Source organism: Cupriavidus sp. 2KB_3, assembly GCF_052115685.1.
GTDB classification, from domain to species: domain Bacteria; phylum Pseudomonadota; class Gammaproteobacteria; order Burkholderiales; family Burkholderiaceae; genus Cupriavidus; species Cupriavidus campinensis.
On sequence record NZ_JBFRHD010000003.1, the window covers coordinates 211,760 to 228,013 of the forward strand.

A 16,254-nucleotide genomic window follows, 5' to 3' on the forward strand; every position below is an offset into this window, starting at 1 on the left:
TCAGAACGGCGTATCGCCTTCGATGGTGGTGCGGTACATCACCCGGCGCAGGTGGTCTGGCGTGCCGGCGGCCAGATGCAGCAGCGAGCGGTTATCCCAGAAGACGAGGTCATTGGGCTGCCACGGGTGGCGGTAGACGTGCGCGGGCTTCACGCTATGGGCGAACAGTTCGTCCAGCAGCGCGCGGCTCTCGCCCTCCGGCAGGCCGGCGATGCGCGTGGTGAAGTGCTCGCTGACGAACAGCGCCTTGCGGCCCGTCTCCGGATGCGTGCGCACCACGGGCTGGAGCACCGGCTTCACCTGGGCGATCTGCTCGGGCGACAGGTTGGGCCGCCACGGGCTGCGCGCCTGCAGCTCGGCGTAGCGGGCCAGGTAGGTGTGCTCGGCGTGCAGGCCCTCCACCCGGCGTTGCAGGTTGGCGGGCAGCGCCTCCCAGGCGGTGTGCATGTTGGCGAACAGCGTGTCGCCGCCCTCCTCCGGCAGCTCCCGTGCGTGCAGCAGCGAGCCAAGGCTGGGCTTCTCCTTGTAGGAGAGGTCGGAATGCCAGAAGTGGCCGGCATCGCCCAGCCCGATCGGCTTGCCGTCCTCCACCACGTTCGAGACGATCAGGATCTCGGGATGGCCGGGCAGCTGGAACTGGTGCAGCACGTGGATCTGCAGCGGGCCAAAGCGGCGGCTGAATTCGATCTGCTGCGCGGGGGTGATGCGCTGGTCGCGGAAGACCACCACGTGGTGGTCCAGATGGGCGCGGTGGATGCGCTGGAAGTCCGCCGCGGACAGCGGCTGGTTCAGATCCAGCCCGACCACTTCCGCGCCCAGCGCGGCGTCGAACGGGCGGATCTCGAAATCCTGGAGGGTGGCAGTCGTCATGGCAATGCGCTTCTCGGCTTCTTGGGGGACCGGGGACCGGGGGAACCGTGTACAAGCGATGCACTGTAAAGAGCGGCCGATATCGCAACAACGAATCAAATCGCGCGCGGTTATGCGGTTGCCGCATATGGCGCCAATCCGCATAAGCAAAGGCGGGAAGCTTCGTTCGCCGCGGGGGCGTTGGCGGCTAGGCTGGCGGGCTACACACCCACCCGAACGAAGGAAATCCGCCATGTCGCACGAATCTGACGCCACCCGCGACGCCACCCGGCGCCGCCTGGTCCTGGCCGGCCTGGGGAGCGCCGCGCTCCCGCTGCTGTCGACCCTGTCGCACGCGGCCAATGTCGCCGAGGGCCCCGAAACGCTGCGCATCGGCTACCAGAAGTCCTCCACGCTGATGATCTGGCTCAAGTCGCGCGAGACGCTGGAGAAAGCCCTCGCCCCGCTGAAGGTGAGCGTGCAGTGGCACGAGTTCACCTCGGGCCTGCCGCTGCTGGAATCGCTCAACGTCAACAACCTCGACCTCACCGCCGATGTGGCGGACGCGGTGCCGCCGTTCGCGCTGGCTGCCGGCGCGCAGCTGACCTACTACGCCATCGAGACGCCCTCGCCCACGGCGCAGGCCATCGTGGTGCGGCAGGACTCGCCGATCCGCACCGTCGCCCAGCTCAAGGGCCAGCGCGTGGCGTTTGCCAAGGGCGCGGGGGCGCACTACCTGCTGGTGGAGGCGCTCGCCGAAGCGGGGCTGTCCGTGCGCGATATCGAGCCGGCCTACCTGACACCCGCCGATGCCCGCGCCGCCTTCGAGCGCGGCAGCGTGGCGGCCTGGGTAATCTGGGACCCGTTCCTCGCGGCGGTGCAGCGCCAGGCCAATGCCCGCATCCTGCGCGATGGGACGAAGCTGGCCAGCTACCGGCGCTTCTATCTGGCCGCCACGCCGTACGCGAAGCGTCGGCCCGACGTGCTGGCCGTGGTCTATGACGCGCTGCGCCGCGCAGGCGACTGGATCAAGCGCAACCCGGGTCCGGCGGCGGCGTGGCATGCGCCGCTGATCGGGCTCGACCCGGCCACCGTGGAGGCCGCCAATCTGCGCCGTACCTACCAGGTACAGGCCGTGGACGCCGCCTCGCTCGAGGAACAGCAACGCATTGCCGACGCCTTCGCCGCGCAGTCCATCCTGCCGAGGAAAGTGACCGTAGCGGCCTCGCCGGTGTGGAAGCCGGTGTAAGGCCCCTCGGTTTTCTCCCCCCCGGCCGCCCCGTGCGGCAGCGCACGCCCGCTCCCCGCATCCGTGCCCTACACTCGAAGGCAGCAGCGTCCACAAGATGCTGCGCCGCACAGGGCACCGCGAACCTGACAGGGTTCCAACACGGGGACATCCACATGGACACTGTTGCGCGCTTCGAGATCGGCTTCACCCGCTTCCTTTCCGCCCAGGGCACCGCCAGCCCAGACCTTCCCTCCTTCGCCCGCGACCCGGCCGCGCTGCTGCCGCTGTATCGCGCCATGGTGCTGACCCGCCAGTTCGACCTCAAGGCCATCGCCATGCAGCGCACGGGCCAGATCGGCACGTTTGCGTCGGCGCTCGGGCAGGAAGCCATCGGCGTGGGGGTGGCCACCGCCATGCTGCCGGATGACGTGCTGGTGCCGTCCTACCGCGATCACGCCGCGCAGTTTGTGCGGGGCGTCACCATGACCGAGAGCCTGCTGTACTGGGGCGGCGACGAGCGCGGCAGCGGCTTTGCGGCGGCGCCGCATGACTTTGGCAACTGCGTGCCGATCGGCACCCAGGTGGGCCACGGCGCCGGCGTGGCCTATGCGTTCCAGCTGCGCGGGCAGCCCCGCGTGGCGGTGACCATCGTCGGGGACGGCGGCACCTCCAAGGGCGATTTCTACGAGGGCATGAACATCGCCGGCGCCTGGCACGTGCCGCTGGTCATCGTCGTCAACAACAACCAGTGGGCAATCTCGATGCCGCGCAGCAAGCAGACCGCGGCGCAGACACTCGCCCAGAAGGCCATCGCCGCCGGCATTCCCGGCGAGCAACTCGACGGCAACGACGTGATCGCAGTGCGGCACCGCGTGGGCGAGGCGATCGCGCGCGCCCGGGCCGGCGGCGGCCCCACGCTGATCGAGGCAGTGACCTACCGGCTGGGCGATCACACCACGGCCGACGATGCCTCGCGCTACCGCGACGACGCGGCGGTCAAGGCCGCCTGGGCGCAGGAGCCCATCGCACGGCTGCGCGACTACCTCGCCGCGCAGGGCGCCTGGGACGCGGGCCGGGAGGAGGCGCTGATCCGCGAATGTCAGCAGGCCGTGGCCGCCGCCGTGGACGCCTACCTGGCCCTGCCGCCGCCAGACACCAGCGCGATGTTCGACTGCCTCTACGCCACCCTGCCTGCTGCGCTGGAAGCCCAGCGCGACATGGCGCGCCAATACGAGGTGGGTCAAACCAACCAGCCAGGAGCCCACCATGGCTGAACTGCATCTGGTGGAAGCGGTGAACCTGGCGCTGGCCCATGCGCTGGCGCACGATCCGGACGTGGTACTGCTGGGCGAGGACATCGGCGTCAACGGCGGCGTGTTCCGTGCCACGGTGGGCCTGCAAGCCCGCTTTGGCGAGGCGCGCGTGATCGACACCCCGCTGGCCGAAGGCGGCATCGTCGGCGCGGCCATCGGCATGGCGGCGATGGGGCTCAAGCCGGTGGCCGAGATCCAGTTCGCCGGCTTCATCTACCCGGCCATCGACAACATCCTCAACCACGCCGGCCACATGCGCCACCGCACGCGCGGCCGGCTGGGCTGTCCGATGGTGGTGCGCGCGCCCAGCGGAGCCGGCATCCACGCGCCCGAGCATCACTCCGAGAGCCCGGAGGCGATGTTCGCGCACATGCCCGGCATCCGCGTGGTCATGCCGTCCTCGCCCGCGCGCGCCTACGGGCTGTTGCTGGCGGCCATCCGCGACCCGGACCCGGTGATCTTCCTCGAGCCGACGCGGCTCTACCGGCTGTTCCGGCAGGAAGTGCCCGACGATGGCGAGGCGCTGCCGCTCGACGCCTGCTTCACGCTGCGCGACGGCGCCGACCTCACGCTGGTGAGCTGGGGCGCGATGCTCCAGGAGACGCTGGCCGCCGCCGACCAGCTGGCCGACGAAGGCATCGGCGCCGCCGTGATCGACGTGGCCACGCTGAAGCCGCTCGACATGGACACCATTCTCGAATCCGTGGCGCGGAGCGGCCGCTGCGTGATCGTGCACGAGGCACCGCGCACGGCGGGGCTCGGCGCGGAGATTGCGGCCAATCTGGCCGATGCTGGCCTCTATTCGCTCAGCGCGCCGGTGCAGCGCGTAACCGGCTACGACACCGTGGTGCCGCTCGCCCGGCTGGAGCACAGCTACCTGCCCTCCGTGGCGCGGATTGTCGATGCCGCGCGGCGCGCGCTGGCGGCCTAGGAGACGTTCATGCGGACCTTCAAGCTGCCCGACCTGGGCGAGGGATTGCAGGAAGCGGAGATCATGGCGTGGCACGTCAAACCCGGAGACAGCGTGGCGGCGGACCAGCCGCTGCTGTCCGTGGAGACCGCCAAGGCCATCGTCGAGATTCCGTCGCCGTTCAGCGGCCAGGTGGCCAGGCTGTTCGCGCAGCCGGGCGATATCGTCCACCTCGGCGCGCCGCTGGTGGGCTTCGAGGGGGCCGGCAGCGCCCAGGACGACGCCGGCACCGTGGTGGGGGCGGTGAAAGTCGGCACGCAGGTACTGGCGGAGGCGGCAGCCCCGCTGGCGCCGCTCGGGCCGGGTGGCGCGCACGGCATCAAGGCCACGCCAGCGGTGCGGGCGCTGGCGCGCAAGCTGTCGGTGGACCTCGCCATGGTCACGCCTTCCGGCCATGACGGCCTGATCACGGCCACGGACGTGCAGCGCGTGGCCACCACGCTGGCCGATCTCGGCCCGGCCGAAGTGGTGCGGGGCGTGCGCCGGGCGATGGCCCAGAACATGGCCCGGGCGCAGAGCGAGGTGGCGGCCGCCACGGTCATGGACGATGCCGACCTGCACGCCTGGCAGCAGGATGCGGGGCCGGGCAACGACATCACGATCCGCCTCGTGCGCGCGCTGGTGGCCGGCGTGCATGCCGAACCGGGGCTCAATGCGTGGTACGAGGGCCAGAGCGGGCGGCGCCATGTGCTGGAGCGGATCGACGTAGGCATTGCCGCGGACCTGCCCGAGGGACTGTTCGTGCCGGTGCTGCGCAACGTTGGCAAGCGCGACGCCGCCGACCTGCGCGCCGGGCTGGACCGCATGCGCGCGGACATCGTCGCGCGCACCATCGCCCCGGAGGAGATGCGCGGCAACACCATCACGCTATCCAACTTCGGCATGATCGCGGGGCGCTACGCGGCGCCCATCATCGTGCCGCCCACGGTTGCCATCCTCGGCGCCGGACGTATACGTGACGAAGTGGTGGCGGCCGGCGGCCAGCCCGCCGTGCATCGCGTGATGCCGCTGTCCCTGACCTTCGACCACCGCGTGGTCACGGGCGGCGAGGCGGCGCGCTTCCTGCGCGCGGTGATCGCGGACCTGGAGCGGCCGGCGTAGCCCCAGCCGTTCCTCCGCCCACCCTGAATGTGACGCGCGAACGACACGCAGCGGGGGAGTTTTTTCACTGCGCAATTCCTATACTGGAGTTCCCCGGCGACGCCGGCAGCCCAATCATCCACCTGGCCCTGACAGAGACAAGGAGTGCGACATGGCAATTCGACTAGGCGAGGAAGCGCCCGACTTCACCGCCGATACCACCGAAGGCAAGATTCGCTTTCACGAATGGATGGGTGACAGCTGGGCGATCCTGTTCTCGCATCCGAAGGACTTCACCCCGGTCTGCACGACCGAGCTGGGCTACATGGCCAAGCTCAAGCCGGAGTTCGACAAGCGCAATACCAAGATCATCGGCCTGTCCATCGACCCCGTGGACGACCACCAGCGCTGGGCCAAGGACATCGAGGAGACCCAGGGCAGCGCGGTCAACTATCCGATGATCGGCGACGCGGACCTGCACGTGGCCAAGCTGTACGACATGATTCACCCCGAGGCCAGCGGCGGCAAGCGTACCGCCGTGGACAACGCCACGATCCGCTCGGTGTTCATGATCGGCCCGGACAAGAAGGTCAAGGCCATGCTGGTCTATCCGATGAGTGCGGGCCGCAACTTCGACGAGGTGCTGCGCCTGCTGGACTCGCTCCAGCTCAATGCAAAGCACACCGTGGCTACGCCCGTCAACTGGAAACCGGGCGAGGACGTGATCATCCCGACCTCGGTCTCGGACGACGATGCGAAGAAGAAATATCCACAGGGCTTCAAGACGCTGAAGCCGTACCTGCGTACGGTGGCGCAGCCGAAGTAAACATCGGAAAGCCCAGGGAAGCGGGGTCGGCGGGGGGGCCAAATGCGAACGGGAGCTATCCACAGTTCCAGTGGATAATCTCCCACCCCGCGACCCGCAAACCCGCGCCAGCATTGGAAAGAGCTGGACTGCCCGATTTTTATGCAACTGGTTTCGGACAGCCCGCCTGAACCCGCCCCGCTGACGATCAGGGATGGCGCGCCATCACGCCGCGGATGGTGTCTGCAAGATCCTTCGCCAGGAATTTCGACACATAGGCATCGGCGCCAACCTTGCGCACATGCTCCTCACTGGCCTCGCCGGAGAGCGAAGAGTGAATGACCACCGGCAGGGACTTGAGCCGCGCGTCGCCCTTGATCTTGCGCGTGAGCGTGAAGCCATCCATCTCGGGCATTTCCAGGTCGGTCAGCACCAGCGCGATCTCGTCGCGGATGGTCTTGCCCTGGGTGGCGGCGAGGTCGGCAATGCTGCCCAGCATCTCCCACGCCTCCTGGCCGGTCTTGGTCATCACCACCTGCACGCCCATCGCCTTCAGGCCGTTCTCGATCAGGCCGCGCGCCAGCGCCGAGTCATCGGCGGCCAGCACCTTGGTGCCGGGGCGCAGGTTCAGCGCCGGGCCCACGGTGGCCGGGTCCACGTCCGGCTGGCGGGTGGGCAGCACGTCGCGCAGGATCTGCTCCACATCGAGCACCTGCACCAGGCGCGGGTTCTCGCCGCCGACATCGAGCTTGGCGATGCTGGTCACCAGCCCGCCCTTGACGCTGGTCTCGGCCGAGATCACCTGGCTCCAGTCCAGGCGCACGATTTCCTCCACGGCTTCCACGGCAAAGCCCTGCGTGGAGCGCGCGTACTCGGTCACCAGCATGATGTTCAGGCCGGACTTGGGCTGGCAGTCCAGCAGGCGCGGCAGGTCGATCACGGGAATCACCTGGCCACGGATGTCGGCCATGCCGAGGATGGACGGCTCGGCGCCCACCACGGTGGTCACGGAGGGCATCACCAGGATTTCGCGGACCTTGAACACATTGATGCCGAACAGTTCGGATTGCCCGCTGTTCGCCGCGTCGCCAAGTCGGAACAACAGCAGTTCGAACTGATTGTTGTTGGTCAGGTTCGTGCGCTCGTCAATGTCTCTCATCGCGCTGGTCATCGTGCTTGCTCCGCTGCTGGCTGGGGTGGCCGGGGTGACTTATGGGTAAATGGACAGGTGTTGCCAAAGGTCTATCGGCGCCGCCGCCGGGACCTTTAGCGATCCGGCCAGCTTTCCCGCAGCAGGCCCCGGCCAAGTGACCGGAACCTACCTTGCGGGGCCGGTCGATGGCCGGAAATCCCCGTCCAGCCGCCCACCGAGGGAAATCCCTGAGCCTCCGGAAGCACCGCAAACCCGTGGTTATTCGGCGCCCCGCATGTTCCGCATCGTGCCCCGATGATGAAAGCGGCGCAGCCCTCCCCTACCGTTGAGCCTCGCCGGATCCTGCCCGCCAGAGGCAGCCGACCGGCCACCGGCCCCCGGGCCGGACACCGAGGAAAGAGACGCCCGCACCCCGCGCACCGATGCCACCGGGACCTCCGCCCTCGCACCCAGAACCACGTGAGACAAGCTGACGCCGGATCCGTACGCGGACCGGCGCGGCGCCCCTGCAAGGAGGCAGACCATCATGATCGAACAGCCGTATCCGTCCGTCACGGACGTGGATGACGCAGCGCACGCGCAGGGCACGCGCGCCGGCAGCGCGGGAAAAATCGACGAGTATTTCCAGATCAGCGCGCGTGGCAGCACGCAGCGCCGCGAGGTGGTGGCCGGTACCACCACCTTCATGGCGATGGTCTATGCCGTGTTCGTGGTGCCGGGCATGCTCGGCAAGGCCGGCTTCGACACCAGCGCGGTGTTCGTGGCCGTGTGCCTGACCACGGCGTTCGGCTCGCTGCTGATGGGCCTGTGGGCCAGGCTGCCCATCGCCATTGGCTGCGCCATCTCCCTCACCGCCTTCATGGCCTTCGGGCTGGTGCTCGGGCAGAAGCTCTCGCCCGAGGTGGCGCTCGGCGCCGTGTTCCTGATGGGCGTGGTCTTCACGGCGATCTCGGTCACCGGCGTGCGCGCCTGGATCCTGCGCAACCTGCCGGCCGGCGTGGCCCATGGCGCGGGGATCGGAATCGGACTTTTCCTATTGCTGATTGCCTCGAACGAGGTCGGCCTGGTGGTCAAGAACCCCGGCCCCGGTCTGCCCGTGCAACTGGGCCACATCACCGCGTTCCCGGTGGTGATGTCGGTGCTCGGGCTGGCGGCCATCTTCGGCCTGGAGCGCCGCCGCGTGCCGGGCGGCATCCTGCTGGTCATCATCGCCATCTCGGCGCTGGGCCTGGCCTTCGACCCGGCCGTGAAGTACACCGGCGTGTTCGCGCTGCCGAGCCTGTCCACCCCCGGCCATGCCTCGCTGATAGGTGCCATGGACATCCGGGGCGCGCTGTCCGCCGCCGTGCTGCCCAGCGTGCTGGCGCTGGTGATGACCGCCGTGTTCGATGCCACCGGCACCATCCGCGCCGTGGCCGGGCAGGCCAACCAGCTCGACGCCACCGGCCGCATCCATAACGGCGGCCGGGCCCTGACTGCCGACTCGGTCAGCTCGATCTTCTCGGCGATGTTCGGCGGCGCCCCGGCGGCGGCCTATATCGAGTCCACCGTGGGCGTGGCCGCCGGCGCGCGCACCGGGCTCGCGGCAGTCACTGTCGGCGTGCTGTTCCTGGCCGTGATGTTCTTCTCGCCGCTGGCCGGGCTGGTGCCGTCATACGCCACGGCGCCAGCGCTGATGTACGTGGGCCTGCTGATGCTATCGAGCGTCAGCCGCCTGCATATGGACGATCTGGTCGATGCCATGGCCGGTCTGGTTTGCGCGGTCTTTATCGTGCTGACCTGCAATATCGTCACCGGCATCATGCTCGGCTTCTGCACGCTGGTGATTGGCCGACTCGTCTCGGGTGAATGGCGCAAGCTCAATATCGGCACGGTGGCCATTGCCGTGGCGCTGGCCGCCTTCTATGCCGGAGGTTGGGCAATCTAAGAAATGTCCGATCCCCATCGGCAACGATGTGTGCGGTACCACCCTGGGTAACCAGTGGAATTCGCAGCCCCCGGAGTCTTTCCCTCCGGGGGTTTTTTTCTGCCAAGTCGCCAAAAATATCAGTGCCGTCAATCCTGCGCGGCGCCTGTCACGCGCGGCAATTCTCGTTCCGCGATTTCGGCATTGCCAAGGATTCTCCGAAATGCGCCGGCATTGAAATCCCTCCAATACGAAAATACGCACTTGCGTAGTCCGATTCAGATCCCACACCTGGAACAAACGTTTTTTATTAGGAAAATCCGTTTATCTTTTGTAATATTTTTGGGACGACTTGGAACGACAAATTGCAAGCAATGTCCTGTAACATGCGTTGAACAACAATCTGAACGGGGATCGAAAATGCCGACTTACAAGCAACTGCTGGCTGAAAAAGAAGCACTGGAAGCCAAACTCAGCGAAGTACGCGCCAATGAAGTCTCGGGCGTGGTAGCGCAGATTCGCCAATTGATGGCCGATTACGACCTCACGGTCGACGACATTGCGCCGAAGCGCCGTCGTGGTCGTCCCGCTGGCAGCGGTGCCGGCGCGGCACGCAAGACTGCGGCGCTGCCCCCGAAATACCTGGACCCGAAAACCGGCAAGACCTGGTCTGGCCGTGGCCGCGCCCCGGCATGGCTGGGCAAGCGCCCCGAGCGCTTCCTGATCGAACAGGCCTGAGTTTGAACAGGCCTAAGTTCAAACAGGCCTAAGTTCAAACAGGCCTGAGTTCGGCCCACCGTCTCACACGATAAGCACGCGCGCTTATTGCCCTGCGCGCGCCGGTTCAACGCCCGGCGCGTCGCAAACCAACTCCTTTCGCAACGCCCGGAAACCCTGCTGGCTGGCTTCCTGCACCAGATTGGCCCCGCCATCGGGCCGCGGCAGCAGGCGCAACACGCGCGCCGCGCATTGGCTCGCCGCTTCATCGCGCGTATAGCGGATTTCATATTGCGCCCCCGACTGCGGGATGAATGACACCCCGGCCGCGCAGCGCACCTCGTCGGCCGGCGGCGCCGCCATCGACGTCACCGCGACAAACACCCGTTTGCCAACCGCCACCTTGCGCTCGCGCGTCTGCGCGGGCGGCTCGGGCGAGCGCCCGGCCATGTCCAGCCCCCTGTCCCGCCCCATCGCGGCGAGCTGCTTGCCCATGCCCGCCAGCACCAGTGGCCGGGCCGGCGTGGGGCACTTTGCCGGGTCCACCACGCTGAAGGTGGTGTTCTCGTCGGTATTGGTCAGCAGCCGCACGCTGGCGTAAGGGGCGTCCGAGAGCACGCGGTACTGGGCCACGCAGCCGGACAGGCCGGCGCCGGCCATGATTACGAGAGAAATCGGGAAAACCCTTACCGCAACAAGCCGGATCTTGCGCATAGGAAGCACGAAGCTGACAGTTGACCGAGGATGGTGGCACAGCATAGCCGTGGAAACCGTTTTGGGGCGTGGCCTGGCCCACGTTGAGGATATCCACAGGTTCTGTGGATATCCTGTGGCGTCGCGCCCCCTAGGCCGCGTCTGTGCGTTACCCCACCGGACTGCTCAAGATTTAAGCAGTTTGTCTCGTGACCATCACCCGACCGGCGCGCCATCGGCCCAGCCGGCCGCCCAGGGTGGGGCGTCGCCCCACTGTTCGGCGAGGAAATCCACAAAGGCCCGCACGCGCGGCGGCACCAGCCGGCGCTGCGGCATCACCGCGTAGATGCCGCTGTCCGCCATCGGGTAGCCGGGCAGCACCGGCACCAGCCGGCCGGCCCGCAGGTCCGCGCTGACATGCCACACCGAATGCATGGCGATGCCAAACCCGGCGAGCGCTGCATCGGCCAGCAACTCGCCCGTATTGGCCTCCACCCGGCCCTGCACGCGCACGGCCACCTCGCCGCCGGCCCCATCGCCCAGCCGCCAGACATCGGACCGCCCCTGGCTGCCGACCAGGATCAGGCATTGATGATGGGCGAGGTCCTGCGGCGTCTGCGGCCAGCCATGCTGCGCCAGATAGTCGGGCGAGGCGCACAGCAGACGCTGGTTGTCCGCCAGCTTGCGCGCCACCAGCGTGGAATCCGCCAGCGCGCCGATGCGGATGGCGAGGTCGAAGCCGCTGCTGACCAGATCGAGCACATGGTCGGTCAGGCTGATGCTGAGGCGCACGCCGGGATGGGCGCGCAGGAATGCCGGCAGCAGCGGCGACAGGTACTGCCGCCCGAACGAGGCCGATGTGGTAACGCGCAGCACCCCGGTCACGCCGGCGCCCGCCTGCCGCAGCGAGCCGGACAGCGCCTCCAGGTCTTCCACCAGCGCCCGCCCCTGCTCAGCCAGCACCGCACCCTCCGGTGTGGCGTGCAGCCGCCGGGTCGTGCGATGCAAGAGGCGCACGCCAAGGTCGCGCTCCAGCCGTTGCAGCCGCTGGCTGGCCACGGCCACCGAGAGGTCGAGGCTGCGCGCCGCCGCGCTGATCGAGCCGAGATCCAGCACGCGCAGAAACAAGCCGATGTCACCAATCCGATCCATGATCCAATCCGATTCTCAAGATTTTCTTGAAACTGATTCTGGATCTTGCCCGTTTTTCAGAAGCTGCGAAAGGCCGACACTGGCGCCTTCCGAAATCCGTCCCCACTGTCCCCACTCCCCACCATGGCCGCGCCCCTCCCTTCCACCACGTCCACCCCTTCCACCCCTTCCACCCCCGCCACCGGCCCGTCCGCGCGGATGCCCGTGGCGCTGTATGCCCTGACCGCCGGCTCGTTCGGCATCGGATGTGCCGAATTCGTCATCATGGGGCTGCTGCTCCAGGTCTCGGCGGACCTTGGCGTGACGATTGCCGCCGCCGGCATGCTGGTCTCCGGCTACGCGCTCGGCGTGTTCGCCGGGGCGCCGATCCTCACCCTGCTGACCCGCCGCATGCCGCGCAAGGCTGTGCTGCTGGTTCTGATGGCGATCTACACCATCGGCAATGCCGCCTGCGCGCTGGCGCCCGACTACACCACGCTGATGATTGCGCGCGTGGTGACCTCGCTGACCCACGGCACCTTCTTCGGCGTGGGCGCCGTGGTGGCCACCGGCCTGGTGCCCGCCAACCGCCGCGCCTCGGCCATCTCGGTGATGTTCTCCGGCCTCACGCTGGCCACGCTGCTCGGCATGCCCGCCGGCGCCTGGCTCGGCCTGCATTTCGGCTGGCGCAGCACGTTCTGGGCGATGACCGTCGTCGGCCTGGCTTCGCTGGCAGTGATCGCCCTGCTGGTGCAGCGCAGCCGCGACGACACCGCGCCGGCCCGCCTCGCTGACGAACTGCGCACCATCGCCCGCCCGCAGGTGCTGCTCGGCCTGCTGATGACGGTGCTGCAATCGGTCGGCATCTTCGCGGTGATTACTTACGTGCAGCCGCTGCTGACCCGGGTCTCGGGCTATGGCGAGGCGGCGGTGTCGCCGATCCTGCTGCTGTTCGGCGGCGGCATGATCATCGGCAATATCCTCGGCGGCCGCATGGCGGACCGGCGTCCCACGGGCGCGCTACTTGGGTCGCTGGCGGCGCTGACGGTGGTGCTGGCGGCAATGACGCTGGCGCTCCACCAGCCGGTGGCCGTGGTGGCGTTCGTCGGCGCGCTGGGCGTGGCAGCGTTCACCACGGTCTCCCCGCTGCAACTGCGCGTGCTGCGCCACGCCCACGGCGCGGGGCAGAACCTGGCGTCGAGCTTCAATATCGCCGCGTTCAACCTCGGCAACGGCATTGGCGCGTGGCTCGGTGGCGTGGTGGTCGACCATGGCCCGGGCCTGACCGCGCTGCCGTGGATCGCAGCGCTGGCGCCGCTGGCCGCGCTGGGCATCGCGCTGCTGGCCGTGCGGGCCGAGCGGCGCGGCGATGACGGGCAGGCCGCCGGGATGGCGCCGGAGGCCTCTTGACCTGCGTTTTCGATATTGTCTGAAGGTGTTCGACCAACGGGACTAGTTCCTTCGACAGGGGCCACCCGCCCCGCCCGCTCCCCGGCCGGCGAATAGGCATGGCAGGCAGCCGTGCCTACGCTGGGGGCCATCCCTTGTTGTCCATTTAGGACCTCTCGATGGCCTCCCCCACCTCCCCCACCTCCCCCACCTCCCCCACCTCCCCCACCTCCCCCACCTCCCCCACCTCCCCCAACTCTCCCCCCTCCTCCGCCGTCCTGCACAACGCGCCGGCGATCTCCCCCCGCGCCAACGGCGTGCTGGCCTCCAGCACGTTCGCGTTCACCATCTGCTTCGCCGTCTGGATGGTGTTCGCCGTGCTCGGCATTCCGCTCAAACAGCAGCTGGGCCTGAACGACACCGAATTCGGCCTGCTGGCCGCCATGCCGGTGCTGAGCGGCTCGCTGATCCGCGTGCCGCTGGGCATCTGGACCGACCGCTACGGCGGCCGCATCGTCTTCGTCCTGCTGATGCTGGCCACCGTGGTGCCGATCTGGCTGCTCGCCTACGCCACCACCCTCTGGCAGCTGCTGGCGCTCGGGCTGCTGCTCGGGCTGGCCGGCGGCTCGTTCTCGGTGGGCACGCCCTACGTGGCGCGCTGGTTTCCGCGCCATCGGCAGGGCCTGGCGATGGGCATCTTCGGCGCCGGCAACTCCGGGGCCGCGCTGACCAAGTTCGTCGCCCCGGCGCTGATCGCCGCCGCCGGCACCTGGACCATCGTGCCGAAGGTCTACGCGGTGGCGATGCTGGCCACGGCCCTGCTGTTCTGGATGTTCTCGGCGACCAACCCGGCGCACCGCGTGGCTGCCAGCAGCGCCGGCTGGCGCGCCCAGCTGGCCATGCTGCGCGACCCACGGGTCTGGCGCTACTCGCAGTACTACTCGGTGGTGTTCGGCGGCTACGTGGGGCTGGCGCTGTGGATGACGCGCTACTACATCGGCGAATACGGCTTCGATATCCGCATCGCCGCCTTCCTGGCCGCGTGTTTCTCCCTGCCCGGCGGCGTGCTGCGCGCCATCGGCGGCTGGATTTCGGACCGCTACGGCGCCCATCGCACCACCTGGTGGGTGATGTGGGTGAGCTGGGTGGGCTTCTTCCTGCTCAGCTACCCGCAGACCGACCTCGTGATCCAGACCGCCAACGGCCCGCTGGCGTTCCACCTCGGCCTGTCGCCCACGCTGTTCACGGCGCTGCTGTTCGCGGTGGGCATCGCCTTCGCCATCGGCAAGGCGTCGGTGTTCAAGTTCATCGCCAATGACTTCCCGCAGAACATCGGCGCCGTCTCCGGCGTGGTGGGGCTGGCCGGTGGGCTCGGCGGCTTCATCCTGCCGATCCTGTTCGGCGCGCTGGCCGACCTGACCGGCGTGCGCAGCAGCTGCTTCATGCTGATGTACGGCACCGTCTGCGTGAGCCTGGTGTGGATGCACTACAGCCATCGCGGCGCCGCGCCGGCCGTGGCCTGACTCCGTGGCCCGACCCTCCCCACTTCCCACCTTCCCCCCTTCGAACGAGACAACGCCATGAGCACCTCCGTACTGACCCGCTGGGAACCTGAAGACCCGGCGTTCTGGAAACACCAGGGCGCGCGCATCGCCTACCGCAACCTCTGCATCTCCATTCCCGCGCTGATGCTGGCTTTCGTGGTCTGGATGCTCTGGAGCGTGGTGGCCGTGAACCTGGACCGCGCCGGCTTCCACTTCACCGGCAACCAGCTGTTCTGGCTGACCGCCCTGCCGGCACTGTCCGGCGCCACGCTGCGCATCTTCTACTCGTTCCTCGTGCCGATCTTCGGCGGCCGGCGCTTCACCGCCATCTCCACGGCGCTGCTGCTGATTCCGGCGCTCGGCATGGGCTTCGCGCTGCGCGACCCCTCCACCAGCTACCCGACCCTGCTGGGGCTGGCGCTGCTATGCGGGCTGGGCGGCGCCAACTTCAGTTCGTCGATGTCCAATATCAGCTTCTTCTTTCCGAAGGCACGCAAGGGGCTGGCCACGGGTCTGAACGCCGGCATCGGCAACCTCGGCGTCTCGGTGGTGCAGTTCGTGACGCCGGTGGTGGTGTCGGTGGCCGTCTTCGGCGCGCTGGGCGGGGCCGGGCAGGAATACGTCTCCCAAGGGGCCACGCAGCAGCTCTGGCTCCAGAACGCGGGCTTCATCTGGGTGCCGTTCATCGCCGTATCGGCGCTGGCGGCGTGGTTCGGCATGCATGACATTGCCGACGCGCGCGCCTCGTTTGCGGAGCAGGCGGTGATCTTCCGGCGCCGCCACAACTGGCTGATGTGCTGGCTCTACGTGGGCACCTTCGGCTCGTTCATCGGCTTCTCGGCGGGGCTGGCGCTGCTGACCAAGTCGCAGTTCCCGGACGTGAATCCCACCGCCTACGCCTTCCTGGGCCCGCTGGTTGGCGCGCTGACGCGCCCGGTGGGCGGCTGGCTGTCAGACAAGCTCGGCGGCGCGCGGGTCACGCTGTGGAGCTTCCTCGGCATGATCGGCGGCGTGGTGGCCGTGCTGGCGGCGCTGCCGCACAACGGCACGGGCGGCAGCTTCAGCGGCTTCCTTGGCGCGTTCATCGTGCTGTTCGCGCTCACCGGCATCGGCAACGGCTCCACGTTCCGCATGATCCCGGTGATCTTCCTGACCGAGCGCCTGCGCGCCGCCGGCCCGGGCGCGCCCGCCCAGCGCGTGGCCGTGCAGGACGCCGCCCGGGAATCCGCCGCCGTGCTCGGCTTCTCCGGCGCCATCGGCGCGTATGGCGGCTTCTTCATCCCCAAGAGCTTCGGCACCGCGCTGGAGATGACCGGCGCGCCGGACGCCGCGCTCCACCTGTTCATCTTGTTCTATATCAGCTGCGCCGTAATTACCTGGTGGTGCTACGCGCGCCGCAACGCGGCCATGCCCTGCTGATTCCGCTTTATCCCCGCGTCAACCCCGCCCGTCGGCATAGTTCTTCCGGACGAT

Annotated in this window: 14 protein-coding genes; 10 read left to right on the forward strand and 4 right to left on the reverse strand. The window is 68.3% G+C overall.

The annotated features are described in order from the left end of the window. Positions 1–870, reverse strand: coding sequence for a TauD/TfdA dioxygenase family protein (locus AB4120_RS04235; protein ID WP_149139029.1), 870 nt, complete (start codon positions 868–870; stop codon positions 1–3). Between the two features lie 232 nt (positions 871–1,102). Between AB4120_RS04235 and AB4120_RS04240 the strand changes: the two genes are divergently transcribed. From AB4120_RS04240 to AB4120_RS04260, 5 genes are all read left to right on the forward strand, one after another. Next, positions 1,103–2,098: an aliphatic sulfonate ABC transporter substrate-binding protein gene (locus AB4120_RS04240; RefSeq protein WP_149139028.1), complete on the forward strand. Its 996-nt coding sequence runs from the start codon at positions 1,103–1,105 to the stop codon at positions 2,096–2,098. A gap of 155 nt (positions 2,099–2,253) precedes the next feature. Beyond that, positions 2,254–3,354: a pyruvate dehydrogenase (acetyl-transferring) E1 component subunit alpha gene (pdhA, locus tag AB4120_RS04245; protein ID WP_441641880.1), complete on the forward strand. Its 1,101-nt coding sequence runs from the start codon at positions 2,254–2,256 to the stop codon at positions 3,352–3,354. Then, positions 3,347–4,324, forward strand: a complete 978-nt coding sequence (locus AB4120_RS04250; RefSeq protein ID WP_092296961.1) for an alpha-ketoacid dehydrogenase subunit beta — start codon at positions 3,347–3,349, stop codon at positions 4,322–4,324. The genes pdhA and AB4120_RS04250 overlap by 8 nt, the downstream gene beginning before the upstream one ends. A 9-nt stretch (positions 4,325–4,333) precedes the next feature. After that, positions 4,334–5,464 carry a dihydrolipoamide acetyltransferase family protein gene (locus AB4120_RS04255; RefSeq protein ID WP_149139026.1) on the forward strand — a complete coding sequence of 377 codons (1,131 nt, stop codon included), beginning with the start codon at positions 4,334–4,336 and terminating at the stop codon, positions 5,462–5,464. A 151-nt stretch (positions 5,465–5,615) separates the two neighbouring features. Beyond that, positions 5,616–6,269, forward strand: a complete 654-nt coding sequence (locus tag AB4120_RS04260; RefSeq protein WP_144196896.1) for a peroxiredoxin — start codon at positions 5,616–5,618, stop codon at positions 6,267–6,269. Positions 6,270–6,456: 187 nt separating this feature from the next. Here the strand turns inward: AB4120_RS04260 and AB4120_RS04265 are convergent, their stop codons facing one another. After that, the gene (locus AB4120_RS04265; RefSeq protein WP_149139025.1) at positions 6,457–7,419 is read right to left on the reverse strand and encodes a chemotaxis protein; all 963 of its coding nucleotides are present in this window, start codon (positions 7,417–7,419) and stop codon (positions 6,457–6,459) included. A gap of 508 nt (positions 7,420–7,927) precedes the next feature. On the opposite strand from AB4120_RS04265, the gene AB4120_RS04270 reads away from it, so the two are divergent. Further along, positions 7,928–9,328, forward strand: coding sequence for an NCS2 family permease (locus AB4120_RS04270; protein ID WP_149139024.1), 1,401 nt, complete (start codon positions 7,928–7,930; stop codon positions 9,326–9,328). A 399-nt stretch (positions 9,329–9,727) separates the two neighbouring features. Continuing rightward, on the forward strand, positions 9,728–10,045 hold the full coding sequence (locus AB4120_RS04275) for an H-NS histone family protein (RefSeq protein WP_144196893.1): 318 nt from the start codon (positions 9,728–9,730) through the stop codon (positions 10,043–10,045). 84 nt (positions 10,046–10,129) lie between these two features. Here AB4120_RS04275 and AB4120_RS04280 read toward each other — a convergent pair whose 3' ends face one another. Next, a complete protein-coding gene (locus AB4120_RS04280; protein ID WP_262389784.1) occupies positions 10,130–10,684 on the reverse strand; it encodes a hypothetical protein in 555 nt (184 codons plus the stop codon). A 249-nt stretch (positions 10,685–10,933) separates the two neighbouring features. Next, entirely contained in the window at positions 10,934–11,869 is a 936-nt protein-coding gene (locus AB4120_RS04285; protein WP_149139023.1) for a LysR family transcriptional regulator, read from the reverse strand. 198 nt (positions 11,870–12,067) lie between these two features. On the opposite strand from AB4120_RS04285, the gene AB4120_RS04290 reads away from it, so the two are divergent. The 3 genes from AB4120_RS04290 (at position 12,068) to AB4120_RS04300 (ending at position 16,200) form a co-directional block, all read left to right on the forward strand. Then, positions 12,068–13,258: an MFS transporter gene (locus tag AB4120_RS04290; protein WP_149139411.1), complete on the forward strand. Its 1,191-nt coding sequence runs from the start codon at positions 12,068–12,070 to the stop codon at positions 13,256–13,258. Between the two features lie 158 nt (positions 13,259–13,416). Further along, positions 13,417–14,760: an MFS transporter gene (locus AB4120_RS04295; RefSeq protein WP_441641881.1), complete on the forward strand. Its 1,344-nt coding sequence runs from the start codon at positions 13,417–13,419 to the stop codon at positions 14,758–14,760. A gap of 57 nt (positions 14,761–14,817) precedes the next feature. Then, a complete protein-coding gene (locus tag AB4120_RS04300; RefSeq protein WP_441641882.1) occupies positions 14,818–16,200 on the forward strand; it encodes a NarK family nitrate/nitrite MFS transporter in 1,383 nt (460 codons plus the stop codon). The last annotated feature ends 54 nt before the right edge of the window (positions 16,201–16,254 follow it).

Bases quoted from the DNA above. Each gene is read 5' to 3' on its own strand.
- AB4120_RS04235 (WP_149139029.1), bottom strand. From the start codon at position 870: ATGACGACTGCCACCCTCCAGGATTTCGAGATCCGCCCGTTCGACGCC.
- pdhA (WP_441641880.1), top strand. From the start codon at position 2,254: ATGGACACTGTTGCGCGCTTCGAGATCGGCTTCACCCGCTTCCTTTCC.
- AB4120_RS04255 (WP_149139026.1), top strand. From the start codon at position 4,334: ATGCGGACCTTCAAGCTGCCCGACCTGGGCGAGGGATTGCAGGAAGCG.
- AB4120_RS04250 (WP_092296961.1), top strand. From the start codon at position 3,347: ATGGCTGAACTGCATCTGGTGGAAGCGGTGAACCTGGCGCTGGCCCAT.
- AB4120_RS04300 (WP_441641882.1), top strand. From the start codon at position 14,818: ATGAGCACCTCCGTACTGACCCGCTGGGAACCTGAAGACCCGGCGTTC.
- AB4120_RS04265 (WP_149139025.1), bottom strand. From the start codon at position 7,419: ATGACCAGCGCGATGAGAGACATTGACGAGCGCACGAACCTGACCAAC.
- AB4120_RS04295 (WP_441641881.1), top strand. From the start codon at position 13,417: ATGGCCTCCCCCACCTCCCCCACCTCCCCCACCTCCCCCACCTCCCCC.
- AB4120_RS04280 (WP_262389784.1), bottom strand. From the start codon at position 10,684: ATGGCCGGCGCCGGCCTGTCCGGCTGCGTGGCCCAGTACCGCGTGCTC.
- AB4120_RS04275 (WP_144196893.1), top strand. From the start codon at position 9,728: ATGCCGACTTACAAGCAACTGCTGGCTGAAAAAGAAGCACTGGAAGCC.
- AB4120_RS04290 (WP_149139411.1), top strand. From the start codon at position 12,068: ATGCCCGTGGCGCTGTATGCCCTGACCGCCGGCTCGTTCGGCATCGGA.
- AB4120_RS04260 (WP_144196896.1), top strand. From the start codon at position 5,616: ATGGCAATTCGACTAGGCGAGGAAGCGCCCGACTTCACCGCCGATACC.
- AB4120_RS04240 (WP_149139028.1), top strand. From the start codon at position 1,103: ATGTCGCACGAATCTGACGCCACCCGCGACGCCACCCGGCGCCGCCTG.
- AB4120_RS04270 (WP_149139024.1), top strand. From the start codon at position 7,928: ATGATCGAACAGCCGTATCCGTCCGTCACGGACGTGGATGACGCAGCG.
- AB4120_RS04285 (WP_149139023.1), bottom strand. From the start codon at position 11,869: ATGGATCGGATTGGTGACATCGGCTTGTTTCTGCGCGTGCTGGATCTC.